The sequence below is a fragment of the Solimonas variicoloris DSM 15731 genome, from assembly GCF_000382285.1.
GTDB lineage: Bacteria > Pseudomonadota > Gammaproteobacteria > Nevskiales > Nevskiaceae > Solimonas > Solimonas variicoloris.
On record NZ_KB907930.1, the window covers coordinates 1 to 13,818 of the forward strand.

The window sequence follows — 13,818 nt, forward strand, 5'->3', positions numbered from 1 at the left end:
AACAGATCCAGGCCTTCGATCGGGCGTCCCTGCCGGTCCTGACGGGCAAAGCACGGCGCCAGCGCCGATTCGATCTCGGCCCACGGCATGCGGGTTGCCAATACCGCGAGCGGGTGACGCAGATCGATCATCGCATCCAGCCGGGCGCGGAAAAAGTCCGGGGTGGTCATTGAAAACCTGCGCTCCAAATCTTCCAGAAAGTGAATGCGATTGCACTGGAAACTGGAGGATTCGGCAAGGCCTCAAGGGTGCTCAGCCCGCGCCGGGTAAGGGGCGGGCGGGTTGTTCAGGGCCGACTATCTAGCCTGCCTGCGGCGCGCGCGCAGCAAGCTCGAAGACGGTATGAAGAATGCCGTCAGCGGCGACAGCGCCAAGGATGCCAGCCTGCAGCTGGAGCGCATGATCCGGACGTACTTCGAGTTCGTCGAAACGAACGGCGCCGCCTGGGACGTGCTGTTCGGCGGCGGCGCCGCCGTCGCCGGTCCCGCCGCCACCGAAGCCCGCCGCCTGCGCTTCGTGACCGTGGGCCACATCGCGCAATTGCTCAAGGCGCATGTCACACCCGAGCTGGAGGACGCCGACCTGATGGCCTTCTCGCACATCATGTCCGGCGGCGGTGAACAGCTGGCGAAATGGTGGCGGGAGCGCCCCGACCTGCCCCGCGAGCACATGGTCCGGTGCATGCATGCACTGTTCTGGTTCGGGCTGCAGCGCATCGTGGTCGCCGCGCAGTCGGCAGCGAAGGACGGCGGCACACCCGCCTGAATCCGCCTTGGCGCGATGGCCGCGCCCCGCCGCCGTCACGCACGAGCCCGCCGGCAAACCCTCACGCAAATTCCGGTGCCGAAGCCGCCCTCCGGGCGATCACGCGCGCCACCACGCTACTGCACTGCGAATCCGGAAAGCGCCTCCCCGTGCGTAGCCGCTCATGGCGCAAGCCAGCCCCGTCGCCGCGCCGACCGATTGCTACGCTCGACGGCGCTCGAGATGCCGGCGCCCTGCCGGCAACCGGGACTTCAGAAGCCGAGATCGAGCTGCGCGCGCACCGGCGCCGGGGCCGGCGGCGTGCCCGCGTCGCCGTCGAGCGGCCAGCGGCCGAGCACGTCGTAACGGACCGGCTGCAGATCGAGGCGGCTGCGGATCAGCGCGAACTCGCCGACGTCCCAGGCGATCGGCTCGATCGGCGTCGGCGGCAATGCCAGCTTGGCGTTGCGCACGATCGTCAGGTGCGGCACGAAGCGCATGCGCTCCAGCGGCACGTTGGCCTGCACCATCGCGTCGCGCAGCCGCGCGTACAGACTGTTCAGCTCCGGCGGCAGCGTGCGCGCGCCGAGCCACCACGGAATCTCGCGATTGCGGAACGAGCTGGCATGGTCGAGCGTGAGCGTGAACGACGGCGCATGGACCAGCGCCGCGGCCTTCAGCGCCGCATCCTGCCGCGCCGGCAGCACGCGGTCGCCGAGGAACAGCAGCGTGATGTGATAGCGCTCCGGCTTGCTCAGATAGCCGCCGGACGGCATGCGGATGTTGAGCTGCCGGGCCGCTGCCTGGCACGACGCGCGCACCGCTTCGCCGGGCCATAGCGCGAAGAACAGGCGGTTCGGTTCCATGCGGGCGAGTCGGTCGGGTCGGCGGGACCTGCGCAGTGTACCTGCGCCGCCGCACCGTTCGAACCCGCCGCCGCCGCGCGACGCTTCCGGCCGCGGCTCAGGCCGCTTCGTGAATGCGGTACAGCAGGCCTTCGAGCGCGGCCTGCGCGGTCTGCTCGCGCACGCTGTCGCGACCGCCTTCGAAGAAGAAACGATGCGTGTCCGGGGCGTGGCCGCGCTGGCTCCAGGCGATCCACACCGTGCCGACCGGCTTGTCGTCGCTGCCGCCGCCGGGCCCGGCGATGCCGGTGACGGCGACGCCCCAGTCGACCGGCCCGGCGCGCAGCACGCCGCGCGCCATCGCCCGCGCACACTCGTCGCTGACCGCGCCATGCTCGGCGAGCACGGCGTCAGGCACGCCGAGCAGTTCCATCTTGGCGAGATTGGAATACGTGACGAGGCCGCGCTCGAACCAGCCCGACGAGCCGGGCAGATCAGTCAGCAGCTTGGCGATCAGGCCGCCGGTGCAGGATTCGGCGGTCGCCAGCCATTCGCCGCGCGCCAGCAGCGCCGCGGCGATACGTTCCACGAGTCGGTCGCTCATGGCCGGACTTTAGGCAATCCGCGCGGCGCTGTCGCGCCGCCACACCTTCAGCGCTTGCGGAAAATTTCCTCGGCCATGCGGTCGGCGACGCGGTAGGTCGGCAGGCCCTCGCGATCGGCACGCTCGAAGATCTCGGTCAGCGTCGTGCCGATGCGCTGCAGATGCGCTTCGACCGTCGCCCAGTCGTAGCCCGGACCTTCGTAGTAGATGTCGATGATGCCGCCGGCGTTGATACAGTAGTCCGGCGCGTAGAGGATGCCGCGCGCGCGCAGCGCCTCGCCGTGCACGTCGGCGACGGCGAGCTGGTTGTTGGCGGCGCCGGCGACGACGCGTGCGCGGAGCTCGGCAATCGTCGTGTCGTTGAGGACCGCGCCGAGCGCGCAGGGCGCAAACACGTCGACGTCGAGCTTGTGGATCTCGTCCATCGGCACCGCGTGCGCGCCGAGCTCGGCGACGCAGCGCTCGACGGCCGGCGCGTAGAGATCGGTCACCCACAGCTCGGCGCCGGCTTCGTGCAGGTGCCGCGCGAGCCGCGAGCCGACGTTGCCGAGGCCCTGGATGGCGACCTTCAGGCCCTTGAGCGCGTCGCGCTGCAGCGCGTGGCGCACCGCGGCCTTGAGGCCGATGAAGGTGCCGTAGGCAGTGGCCGGCGACGGATCGCCGGTGCGGCCGGCGGCGACCGAGGCGGCATCGGCGAGCCCGCCGACGTGCGCGGTCTGCTCGGCCATCAGGCGGATGTCGGCGACGCTGGTGCCGGAATCCTCGGCGACCACGTAGGCGCCGCCGAGGCGGTTCACGGCGCGGCCCATCGCCCGCATCAGTTCCGGCGTCTTGTCGCGACGCGGATCGCCGATGATCACGCTTTTGCCGCCGCCCTGCGGCAGGCCGGCGAGCGCAGCCTTGTAGGTCATGCCGCGCGACAGGCGCAGCACGTCGGTCAGCGCCTCGGCCTCGCTGCGGTACGGCCACATGCGGCAGCCGCCGAGGCCCTGGCCGAGATTCGTGTTGTGGACGGCGATGATCGCGCGCAGGCCAGTCTCGGCGTCGTGGCACCAGCTGACGGTTTCGTGGTGATCGAACTCGGGATGCGAGAACAGGGCCATGGCGGCGTCCACTCCGGACAAAAACGGACGTGGATTGTAGCCAGCACCCCCGCGCCGACCAGCCGGGGCATTCCTCAGGCGGCCGCCGCGCCGCCGTGCACGACGCGGCCCGGCAGCGCGCCGGCCGGCGCGCGCTAAAATGGCGGACTTTTCCATCCACGGGCGCCCGCGCCCAGCAGAGGAGCTTTGCGCATGTCATCGTCTTCCGATCCGATCGTCATTACCGGCATCGCCCGCACGCCGATGGGCGGCATGCTCGGCATGCTGTCGGGCTTCTCGGGCAACCAGCTCGGCGCGCTGGCGATCAAGGCGGCGGTCGAGCGCTCGGGCCTCGCCCCGGCCGACGTGCAAGAAGTGCTGATGGGCTGCGTGCTGCCGGCCGGCCAGGGCCAGGCGCCGGCGCGCCAGGCCTCGCGCGGCGCCGGCCTGCCGGACGCCTGCGGCGCCACCACGGTCAACAAGGTCTGCGGCTCGGGCATGAAGACCATCATGCTGGCGCACGACCTGATCAAGGCCGGCAGCAACGACGTCGTCGTCGCCGGCGGCATGGAAAGCATGAGCAACGCGCCGTACCTGCTCGCCAAGGCGCGCGGCGGCTACCGCTTCGGTCACGGCGAACTGCTCGACCACATGGCGCTCGACGGTCTCGAGGACGCCTACGAGAAGCGCACGCCGATGGGCGTCTTCGCCGAGCGCACCGCCGAACAGTACGGCTTCACGCGCGAGATGCAGGACGCGTTCGCGATCGAGTCGCTGGCGCGCGCCAAGAAGGCCAACGAGGACGGCAGCTTCGACTTCGAGGTCGTGCCGGTCGAAGTCGCCGGCAAGAAGGGCGTCGAGCGCATCAGCCGCGACGAAGGTCCGTTCAAGGCGATGCCCGAGAAGATCCCGACGCTCAAGCCGGCGTTCAAGAAGGACGGCACCGTCACCGCCGCCAACGCCAGCTCGATCTCCGACGGCGCCGCCGCGGTGGTGCTGATGCGCCAGTCGGAAGCCGCCCGCCGCGGCATCCAGCCGCTCGCCCGCATCGTCGCGCACGCCACGCACTCGCGCCTGCCGGCCGAGTTCACGATCGCGCCAGTGCAGGCCATCGAGAAGGTGCTGGCCAAGGCCGGCTGGAGCGTCGGCGACGTCGACCTCTGGGAGATCAACGAAGCCTTCGCGATCGTGACGATGGCGGCGATGAAGGAGCACCAGCTGCCGCACGACAAGGTCAACGTGCACGGCGGCGCCTGCGCGCTCGGCCACCCGATCGGCGCGTCGGGCACGCGCATCGTCACCACGCTGATCGGCGCGCTGAAGAAGAGCGGCGGCAAGAAGGGCGTCGCCTCGCTGTGCATCGGCGGCGGCGAAGCCGTCGCGCTGGCGATCGAGATGCTGTAAGAAAGCCGTCGTGGCGCCGCACCGGCGCCGGAGATCGGGGGATCTCTGATGAACACGACAAAGGGGAAAACCGGAATCCGCAGGCTCGCCGCCTGCGGATTTCTTTTTGCGGCGGCCTGCTCCTCGCAGGGCGACCCGGCCGGCGGCGGCGAAGCGCCGGTCGATCCGGCGGCGCTGTGCGTCGCCAGCGACTGCGGCGAGAAGATCCCGCTGCTGACGATCGCGGATGCCGAGAACCTGCGCTTCAGCGACGGCGGCCGCCTGTTCGTCTCCGGCGGCAGCAACGTCTACGAGGTGACGCGCGACGGCGACGGCTACGCGGCGACGCCGCTTTATGCCGGCAGCTGCAATTTCACCGGCCTGGCCATCGTCCGCGACACGCTGTACGCGAACTGCTTCGACGGCCGTCTCTACGCGGCGCCGCTCGACGCGCATCCGGCCCTGCAGCCGATCCACGATCTCGGCCTGCACGCGCCGAACGGCCTCGCCGAGGGACCGGACGGCGAGCTGTACGTCGCCAACGGTCCGCTGGCGACGGACGCGCTGCCCGACCCGAAGATCGTGCGCCTGCGCCTGGACCCCGCCGATCCGCTGAAAGTGAGCGAGCAGAGCGACTGGCTCGCGAGCGGCCTGATCGCGCCGAACGGCCTGCAGCGGCGCGACCGCACACTGTACGTCAGCGATCTGGGCGTCGGCAGCCTCGGCGTGATTCGCGCAATCGCGATCGCGGCCGACGGCAGCGCCGGCGCGGTGACGCCGTTCGCGCGCTTCGGCGCCGTCCCGGACGACTTCAGCGTCGTCGGCGACGCACTGCTCGCGGCGTTCTACAGCAGCGGTCAGATCGCGCTGATCGGCGCCGACGGCACCGTGCAGTCGAAAACCGCGCCCTTCGGTTTCAGCTTCCCCTCGCAGGTCCGCGCCGGCCGCGCGCCGCTGTTCACGCCCGACGAACTGCTGGTCACCGAAAAAGGCATCCTCGGCGACACCACGAGCCCGATCGGCAACCGCCTGTCGGTGTTCCGGCGCAAGCCGTAGGCCGGCGCCCCGGGCCACGCGCCTTCACTACAAAGCGGACACAAGAAGAGGGGCGCGCCATCCGGCGCGCCCCTCTTTCCCTTGCCGCCCCTTGCCGCGATCGAACGCGGGCGCGGCTTACCGGCCCTGCATTTCCTTGAGCAGGCCGGGCGCGCCGTAGATCTTGTCGAGCGCTTCGGCGATCGCCGCCGGATGCACGGCGACGCAGCGGTTGAGCTTGTCGTCGAACCAGAAAGCGCCGCCGTGCGAATGGGCGTTGCCGTCGAAGGCCAGACCGACGATCTCCGCCTTGCGGTTGATGATCGGGCTGCCGGAGTTGCCGCCGATGATGTCGTTGGTGGTCACGAAGTTGTACGGCGTGGCCAGATCCAGCCGGTCCCTGGCGGCGTTCCACGTCTTCGGCAGCTCGAACGGATCGCGGCCGGTCTGGCGCGCGAACGCCCCCGCGAGATCGGTGAACGGCGGCACCGGCGTGCCGTCCTCGTCCCAGCCCTTCACTTCGCCGTACGAGAAGCGCAGCGTGAAGGTCGCATCCGGGTAGACCGAGGTGCCGAGCTTGGCGAAGCGGACCTTGGCGATCGCCTCGGCGGCGCGCGACTCCGGCCCTTCGACCTCGGCCTCGAGCGTCTTGCGCTCGGCGCGTGCCGGCGCGTCGACGGCGCGGGCCAGGCGAATGAAGGGATCGTTCGAAGCCGCGATCGCCGCCGCCCCGCCGTCCCACAGCGCGCGGCGCACGGCCGGATCGGCAAGCTTGCTGCCGTCGATCAGATCGCGCGCCAGTTCGTCCGGCGACTGCTTGCCGAGCACCAGCTTGACCAGTGCGTCATCCGGGCCGACCGCCTCGCGCAGCTTGGTCAGCGACCAGGTCAGCTTGGCCTTCTCGTACTCCGGATAGATCGGCGCCTTCGACATCACGCGCTGTTCGAGCGTCGGCAGCGCCGCGTCCTGGAACTCCGGCAGGCGCGCCTCGTTCGGCTTGCGCATTTCCTCGGCGTGGCGCACCAGCGCGCGGGCGATGCGGAAATGCTCGGAGAAGAAGGCCAGCGGCGCCCGCTTGCCCTCGAGCATCTGGTAGCGCGCGTAGTGATTGCGCAGCACCGTCTCGGCGCGCGCGATCTCGTCCCACGGCGCGGTCGACGCCGCCGCCGCGCGCAGCACCGCCTCTTCATCGCGCTTGCGCTCGAACACCGCCGGATCGTGCAGCGCCTCGAGCTCGCCCCGGTAGACCTTGAGGCTGTTCTCGGTGTACGTCAGATCGGTCTGTGCCTGGCGCGCCGCTTCGTCGCCGATGCGGCTGTACTGCGACAGCATCGCGCGGCGTTCCGCGTAGTACAGCGCGCCGTCGAACAGGCGGTAGTCGCGCAGCGCTTCGAGCTGGGCGACGGTCAGCTGGCGCTCGGTCGAGCCCGGATGGCCGGTGACCATCGTCAGCTCGCCGACCGCTGCGCCCGCCGTGTTCAGCGGGAAGTAGTCCTTGATCTTCGCCGGCTTGCCGTTCTCGTAGGCGCGCAGCAGGCCCATGTCGAGGTTGTAGCGCGGGAAGTTGAAATTGTCCGGATCGCCGCCGAAGAACGCCGCCTGATACTCCGGCGAGAACACCAGGCGCACATCCTGGAAGCGGTGGTAGCGGTAGAGACCGTACTGGCCGCCGTTGTAGAGCTCGACGATGTCACAGCGCGTATGCGCGGCGTCGCGGCCGGTGCACTCGGACTCGATCGCCGCCTGCGCCGCCTGCTTGGCCTCGACGTAAGCCTGGCCGGTCTTGCCGGCGGTCGCCTTGGCGATGCGCGCACTGACGTCGGTGATCTGCTCGAGGCGGTTCAGCTCGACCGACGGACAGGCCAGCTCCTCCTCGCGCTTGCGGGCGACGAAACCTTCGTTGACCCGATCCTTCTCGCCGGACAGATTCTGCACGCAGTCGAGCACGCAGTGCGCGTTGGTGAGCACCAGCCCGTCCTTCGACACGAACGAGCCCGAGCAACCGCCGGCGAGACGCACCGACGCCTTCATCACGTGATCGACCCATTTCGCGTCCGGCTCGAAGCCGTAGCGCGCCTTGAGCTGGGCGCGCGGCAGATTGTCGAGCGTCCACATGCCTTCGGCGGCGCTCGCGGAAACGGTGCACAGGCTCAGTGCGGCGGCGAGCCAGGCCTGTGGATGGCGGAAGATCATGTCTGCTCCTTGTCGGGCGGCGAATCCGGCAAGGGTAAACTCCGCCGCATGCGCGCTCCAGAGCGAATTCCCCTACGGCGCTACGCCTGGCTGGTCGCCGGCCTGCCGTTCCTCGCCGTGCATCTGGCCTACCTGCTGTCGATCCGCGAGGGCTACGCGCCGGCCTGCGTGCCGTACTTCGACGGCTGCACGTCGATCAGCCGCGCCGCGCGGCACGGCAGCGCGAATCTGCTGTTCAAGCCGCTGATGCTGGTGCACGTGCTGATGCTCGCGCTGTTCTGGCGGCGCATCGCCGAACGGCTGCGCGCGCTGCGCCCGGACGCGCCGCGGCGCGTCGCGATGGTGCTCGCGCTCGGTCTGCTGGCGGCCGCCTTCCTGGCGCTGTACGCCAGCGTCCTCGGCGTCGAGGGCCGCATCTACCAGTGGCTGCGCCGCTACGGCATCACGATCTACTTCGCCGGCACGGTGCTGGCGCAAATGCTGGCCGCCGTGCTGATCGAGAAAGCGCCCGCCGTGACGCGGCGCCAGCGCGCGCTGCTCGCGACCCTGTGCGCGGCCCTGCTCGGCCTCGGCCTGGCCAGCATTCCGCTGCGCGCCTTCGACGACGACGGCAGCCTGATCAACATCGTCGAATGGTGGTACGCGCTGCTGATGGGGGCCGGCTACGTGGCGATCGCCGCCGCTATGCCGCCGCCGCGACGCTGAGCGGCGGCTCCGGCGCGGCCTTGCGGCCGTACGGCAGGAACACGCCGTAGCCGCGTTCGACACCGAGCGTCGGCGCGAAATCGCCGTTGCGGTAGGCGACGCGGCCGCCGATCAGCACGGCCTCGACCGCGCCGTCGCTGCGATTGACCATGCGCTGCAGACCGTCGAGCGCTTCCATCGGCGCCTCGTGGTAGGCCTCGAGCCGCGCATCCAGCGCCTGCGGATCGACGACGACCAGATCGGCGCGATCGCCGACGCGCAGCGTGCCGGCGTCGACGCCGAACCACTGGCCCAGTTCGCCGGTCAGCCGCCAGACCGCATGCTCGATGCTCATGAACGGCCGCCCTTCGCGCTCGGCATCGCGCACCAGCTTGAGCATGCGCAGCGGGAAGTTGTAGAAGGCCATGTTGCGGATGTGCGCACCCGAATCGGCGAAGGTCACCAGCGTCGCCGGCTCGCGCAGGATGCGCTTGATGCCTTCGGGGCGATGGTTGGCGATCACCGTCTTCCAGCGCAGCTTGCGCCCGTGCTCGACGACGAGATCGAGGAACACGTCGACCGGATGCAGGCCGCGCGCATCGGCGATCGCGCCGAAGGTCTGGCCGACCAGGCTCGCATCCGGGCAGCCGACGATGGTCGCGTCGTGGAAGTTGCGATGCCAGACGCGCGGCTGCAGACGGTTCTCGTAATTGCGGCGGAACCAGCGCCGGTAGGCCTGGTCCTTGAACAGCGCGTTGCGCTCGACCTCGGTCTTCAGGTGCAGCGCGGCCTCGCCGGCGCCGAATTCCTCGAAGATCACCAGGTCAATGCCGTCGGCGTAGACCTCGAACGGCACCGGCAGCGCCTGCCAGCGGAAGTCCGCGTTGGCGAGCCGGTTCCACCACGTCGCCAGCGGCCCGACCGTGCGGTGCAGCAGCGGATTGGCCTTGACGTCCATCAGCGTGATCAGCGTCGTCTTCAGCTTGCGGCGCAGCCAGAAGCCGGCGCTCTCCAGCAGGAAGCCGACGACGTTGACCTTGGTGACGATGTTCGGCGCGCCCTGGTGGATCGCGCCGCGGCGGCGCAGCACGCGGTTGAGGCGCCGGAACTCGCGCCAGCGCGCGTAGGTCGACGGCAGCGACTTCGACCACTGACGCTCGCCGTCGAGCTTGTCCCAGGTCGTCGTCATCGTCGACAGGCCGAGCAGGCCGGCGTCGACAGCCTCGTCGAGCAGCGTTTCCATCTTGCGCAGCTCGGGCTCCGTCGGCTGCGCCTGGGCGTCGACCGCGCGATCCAGGCCCAGCACATGCACGCGCAGGTCGGAGTGGCCGAGGAACGAGCACACGTTCGGCCCGAGCGGATGGCGCTGCAGGAAATCCACGTAGCCGCCGATCGTGTTCCAGCGTTTTTTCTGACGCAGCAACGGCAGCACCTGCGTGCGCGGCACCGACTCGACGCGCGTGAACAGGTCCGAGCAGTCCTCCGGCTCGGACAGGATCATGCTGATCGAGCACGAACCGATCGTCACCGTCGTCACGCCGTGGCGCACGCTTTCCTTCAGCGAGGGTGCGGCGATCAGCTCCGCGTCGTAATGCGTATGCGTGTCGAGAAAGCCGGGCATCACCCAGCGGCCGCGCGCGTCGATCACCGTCGCGCAGCCGGCTTCGGCCAGCGGCACCTCCGAAACCGCGACGACGCGGCCGTCGCGCACGCCGATGTGCCGCGGCACGGCCGGCGCGCCGAGGCCGTCGAAGTAAAGTCCGTCGCGAATGATGATGTCGTAAGTCTGAGGCATGGCCTCTCTCCTCCTCTCGTTCTTCAGCGGTTTCGCCAGCGACGCGGGCCTGAGGAAGCTCTGAAAAAACGCATCCATCGTCATCGCGAGGCGCCGCAGGCGACGAAGCCATCCGGCGGCGCGCGATGCACGCGGCGCCTCCGGATCGCCACGGCCGCTGCGCGGCCTCGCGATGACGGTGTTATTCAGACCTTGCCTGAAGCCCACGACACCGCCGTGTGCGGATGGCGCCGACGCCGATCCTGATTCGGACCGGTCACCGTGGCCGTCGCGTTGTCCGCGCTTCTCCACCCGCCTTGCGGCGGATAGTGGCACATCCCCGGCCGAAAGTGAAAGACTCCTCACTAATGCTCGCGGCACAGGCGATCCGCTACCATCCGGCGCATGTCCACCCGCTCTCGCCCTCCGCCGCATCCGGAAACGCGCCCGCGCCGCGGCGCGCCGACCGAAACGCGCGCACGCCTCGTCGCCGCCGCCGCCGAGTGCTTCAACGTGCATGGCTATTACGGCGTCGATGCCGGCGAGATCGCCCGGCACGCCGGCTACGCGACCGGCACGTTCTACAAGCACTTCAAGGACAAGCGCGAAATCCTGCTGGCAGCCTGGGACTTCTGGATCACCGGCGAGTGGGACGTGATCAGCGCCGAGGCGCAGGCGCCCGGCTCGCCGACCGAAGTCGCCCGGCGCGTGCTGAAGTCCGCGCTCAAGCTGCACGTGCGCTGGTACGGCCTGCGCGCCTCGCTGCTGGGCCTGGTGCCGGCCGACGAGGGCGTGAAGGACTTCTACCGCAATCTGCAGCGCCGCCAGCTCGCCATCATCGCCGCGTTGCGCCAGCGGCTCGGCCGCGGCCGCACCGCGCGCGAGAGCGACGCGATGCTGCTGCTGACCGTCGAACGCGTGTTCGACGCCATCGCCCAGGGCGAGCTGCGCGACCTCAAGCTGCGCGAGCGCGAGATGCTGGCCCAGCTCACCGCCCTGCTCGCCGACTTCATCGGCAGCCCCGACCCCGGAGCCGCGCCATGAACCCGCGCCTGTTCCGCCTGCTGCTGAACCTCTACCCGCCCTATCTCTTCACCGGCATCCGCGTCGACCGCGTCAGCGCCGACTATTCGGAAATCGACGTCAGCATGACGCTGCGCTGGTACAACCGGAACGCGGTCGGCACGCAGTTCGGCGGCAGCCTTTACGCGATGGCCGATCCGTTCCTGATGCTGATGCTGATGCGCCAGATCGGCCCGGACCACATCGTCTGGGACAAGTCCGCGCGGATCGACTTCATCGCGCCGGGGCGCGGCACCGTCTACGCGCGCTTTCGCATGCCGCCCGCCGAGATCGAACGCCTGCGCCGCGAGGCCGCGCGCGGCCAGGCCGTGCTGCCGGAGTATCGCGTCGACATCACCGACGGTGACGGCAAGCTCGTCGCACGCGTGCTGAAGACGCTGTACGTGCGCCGCAAGAAGGAGCGCGCCGCGGCATGAACATCCTGCAGGCGCTGCCGCTGTTCGTCGCCACCGCGCTCGCCGAGATCGTCGGCTGCTACCTGCCGTATCTGGTCCTGCGCGAACAGCGCACGCCGTGGCTGCTGCTGCCCGCCGCCGCCAGCCTCGCGCTGTTCGCCTGGCTGCTGACGCTGCACCCGACCGCCGCCGGCCGCGTCTACGCCGCCTACGGCGGCATCTATATCGCCGTGGCGCTGATCTGGCTGTGGCGCGTCGACGGCATACGCCCGACGGCGACCGACCTGCTCGGCGCCGCGCTGTGCCTCGCCGGCGCCGCCGTCATCGTGCTCGGCGCGCGGCGCTGATTGATCCGCTTCCACCCGAACGGCCGGGCCGCATTGCCGCGTTACCTCGGTCCCGGTCTAATCGAACAAGCCTGCAGCACTGAGAGGATTACGCGTGGATCATCAAGTCAGAGTGGGCGACATGAAAGATAAGCCGATCCTTTCGTTCGATCGACTCACAGAACCGGATGAAGACGGACTTGTCCTTGTCCGGATTCACGCAATGAACGATGTGATCGCCGCGACCGGCGAGGGCTATACATCAGCCCGGCAACTGATCTCATTTGCCGAGACGCTCGCTGTGTTCCCCGAGCAACTTCCCGCTTCAGCGTCCTTTTTAGCCGTCAGTGGCAGCTTCGATATTTCTGTCGATCTGGAAACCCTGGATCGCTCGGGCCACATTGGCGTCAGAGTCTCCGTAAGAGAGGGAGCCGGCCCCAGGGAAAATACCGCCGTTCTTTGGCTCCACACCGAGCCCAACGCACTCATGAATCTCGCCCGGGAATTGAAGTCCATGGCCGATCTGTCGTCGGAGTCGGCCGCGCTGTCAGCATGAGGCTCGAGCACGCATCTCGGTCGACGCTCTTGCCGCCGCTGCGCATCGACAAGCTCGCGGTCGAGCCTGGGAGCCAGACTTGAAGAAAGCGGAATACAAGCCCTGTCTTGGCATCGTGCAGCAAGCTCTGCGCGAGCGGGATCCCTTGTTCACTCGCCGCCGAAAGATCGGGCCGCAGCTGAACCAGAGATGAAAATGTAGGGCACTACGGATTCCCATAGGGCTGGCTCATCAAGCCTTAATCAGCGCACCCGGCCGACGAACTCCATAGGCGCATTCCGCTTCAGCGCGACTGCCGGAAGACTTGTCGGGTAATCTCACCGCATTCAGACAGGACATCGCATGACCATCGAAACGGAAAACGACGTCGTAGCACTCAAGCGCATCGGCAGGATCGTTTCATACGTGCTGCAGGAAATGCTCGATGCGGCCGAGCCCGGCATGACGACGCGCGAGCTGGACGCGATCGGCGAGCAGTTGCTGGCAAGGCATGGCGCGCGCTCGGCGCCGCAGCTGACGTATGACTTCCCGGGCGCGACCTGCATCAGCATCAACGAGCAGGCGGCACACGGCATCCCGGGCGACCGCGTGATCCGGGCCGGTGATGTATTGAACGTCGACGTTTCCGCCGAGCTGGACGGCTATTTCGCCGATACCGGCGGAACGAAAGTCGTGCCGCCGACCAATCCGCAGAAGACGCGCCTGTGCCATGCCACCCGCACCGCTCTCGAGTACGCGATGAAGCAGGCCCGCGCCGGCCAGCCCGTCAACGGCATCGGCGCCGCCATCCAGCGCACGGCGAAGACCTACGGCTTCAAGATCATCGAGAACCTCGGCAGCCACGGCGTGGGTCGTGCGCTCCATGAAGAGCCCGAGAGCATTGCCGGGTACTTCGATCCGGCGGACCGGCGCATCCTGAAGGAAGGCATGGTCATCACCATCGAGCCCTTCCTCTCGACGAAGAGCCGCATCGTGACCGAGACCGACGATGGCTGGACCCTGGTTGGCGCGCACGGCAACCTGTCGGCGCAGTACGAGCACACGATGATCATCACCAAGGGCGATCCGATCGTGGTCACTCAGCACTGAGCTCCTTCGGGCGGGAGCCCGGCCT

Annotated in this window: 14 protein-coding genes and 1 pseudogene; 9 read left to right on the forward strand and 6 right to left on the reverse strand. The window is 69.0% G+C overall.

The annotated features are described in order from the left end of the window. Positions 1 to 170: pseudogene (locus tag H149_RS24040) on the reverse strand (IS5/IS1182 family transposase); the annotation flags it as partial. Positions 171 to 342: 172 nt separating this feature from the next. Here H149_RS24040 and H149_RS0109140 point away from each other — a divergent pair. Then, entirely contained in the window at positions 343 to 765 is a 423-nt protein-coding gene (locus H149_RS0109140) for a hypothetical protein (RefSeq protein WP_020649447.1), read from the forward strand. A gap of 251 nt (positions 766 to 1,016) precedes the next feature. Here the strand turns inward: H149_RS0109140 and thpR are convergent, their stop codons facing one another. From thpR to H149_RS0109155, 3 genes are all read right to left on the reverse strand, one after another. Next, positions 1,017 to 1,610 carry an RNA 2',3'-cyclic phosphodiesterase gene (gene thpR / locus H149_RS20390; RefSeq protein ID WP_020649448.1) on the reverse strand — a complete coding sequence of 198 codons (594 nt, stop codon included), beginning with the start codon at positions 1,608 to 1,610 and terminating at the stop codon, positions 1,017 to 1,019. Between the two features lie 97 nt (positions 1,611 to 1,707). Continuing rightward, a complete protein-coding gene (locus H149_RS0109150) occupies positions 1,708 to 2,193 on the reverse strand; it encodes a CinA family protein (protein ID WP_020649449.1) in 486 nt (161 codons plus the stop codon). A gap of 47 nt (positions 2,194 to 2,240) precedes the next feature. Then, complete coding sequence (locus tag H149_RS0109155; protein WP_020649450.1) at positions 2,241 to 3,296, reverse strand: Glu/Leu/Phe/Val dehydrogenase dimerization domain-containing protein; 1,056 nt, start codon at positions 3,294 to 3,296, stop codon at positions 2,241 to 2,243. Between the two features lie 192 nt (positions 3,297 to 3,488). On the opposite strand from H149_RS0109155, the gene H149_RS0109160 reads away from it, so the two are divergent. Beyond that, positions 3,489 to 4,679, forward strand: a complete 1,191-nt coding sequence (locus H149_RS0109160) for an acetyl-CoA C-acyltransferase (RefSeq protein ID WP_020649451.1) — start codon at positions 3,489 to 3,491, stop codon at positions 4,677 to 4,679. A 48-nt stretch (positions 4,680 to 4,727) separates the two neighbouring features. Further along, entirely contained in the window at positions 4,728 to 5,714 is a 987-nt protein-coding gene (locus tag H149_RS0109165; protein WP_020649452.1) for an SMP-30/gluconolactonase/LRE family protein, read from the forward strand. Between the two features lie 117 nt (positions 5,715 to 5,831). Here the strand turns inward: H149_RS0109165 and H149_RS0109170 are convergent, their stop codons facing one another. Further along, entirely contained in the window at positions 5,832 to 7,886 is a 2,055-nt protein-coding gene (locus tag H149_RS0109170; RefSeq protein ID WP_020649453.1) for a S46 family peptidase, read from the reverse strand. Between the two features lie 48 nt (positions 7,887 to 7,934). On the opposite strand from H149_RS0109170, the gene H149_RS20395 reads away from it, so the two are divergent. Beyond that, positions 7,935 to 8,591, forward strand: coding sequence for a hypothetical protein (locus H149_RS20395; RefSeq protein WP_020649454.1), 657 nt, complete (start codon positions 7,935 to 7,937; stop codon positions 8,589 to 8,591). On the opposite strand, the gene H149_RS0109180 is transcribed toward H149_RS20395, so the two are convergent. After that, positions 8,569 to 10,365 (reverse strand): N-acyl-D-amino-acid deacylase family protein, encoded by a 1,797-nt coding sequence (locus tag H149_RS0109180; RefSeq protein ID WP_020649455.1) that lies wholly within the window; start codon positions 10,363 to 10,365, stop codon positions 8,569 to 8,571. The two genes, H149_RS20395 and H149_RS0109180, sit on opposite strands and share 23 nt — an antisense overlap. A gap of 384 nt (positions 10,366 to 10,749) precedes the next feature. On the opposite strand from H149_RS0109180, the gene H149_RS22105 reads away from it, so the two are divergent. From H149_RS22105 to map, 5 genes are all read left to right on the forward strand, one after another. Further along, complete coding sequence (locus H149_RS22105; protein ID WP_020649456.1) at positions 10,750 to 11,388, forward strand: TetR/AcrR family transcriptional regulator; 639 nt, start codon at positions 10,750 to 10,752, stop codon at positions 11,386 to 11,388. Continuing rightward, a complete protein-coding gene (locus H149_RS0109190) occupies positions 11,385 to 11,843 on the forward strand; it encodes a DUF4442 domain-containing protein (protein ID WP_020649457.1) in 459 nt (152 codons plus the stop codon). The genes H149_RS22105 and H149_RS0109190 overlap by 4 nt, the downstream gene beginning before the upstream one ends. After that, positions 11,840 to 12,169 (forward strand): YnfA family protein, encoded by a 330-nt coding sequence (locus tag H149_RS0109195; protein ID WP_020649458.1) that lies wholly within the window; start codon positions 11,840 to 11,842, stop codon positions 12,167 to 12,169. Before H149_RS0109190 ends, H149_RS0109195 begins: the two co-directional genes overlap by 4 nt. A gap of 94 nt (positions 12,170 to 12,263) precedes the next feature. Next, positions 12,264 to 12,704 carry a hypothetical protein gene (locus tag H149_RS0109205; protein ID WP_154654716.1) on the forward strand — a complete coding sequence of 147 codons (441 nt, stop codon included), beginning with the start codon at positions 12,264 to 12,266 and terminating at the stop codon, positions 12,702 to 12,704. A 342-nt stretch (positions 12,705 to 13,046) separates the two neighbouring features. Further along, positions 13,047 to 13,793, forward strand: coding sequence for a type I methionyl aminopeptidase (gene map / locus H149_RS0109210; protein ID WP_020649461.1), 747 nt, complete (start codon positions 13,047 to 13,049; stop codon positions 13,791 to 13,793). Positions 13,794 to 13,818: the final 25 nt, after the last annotated feature.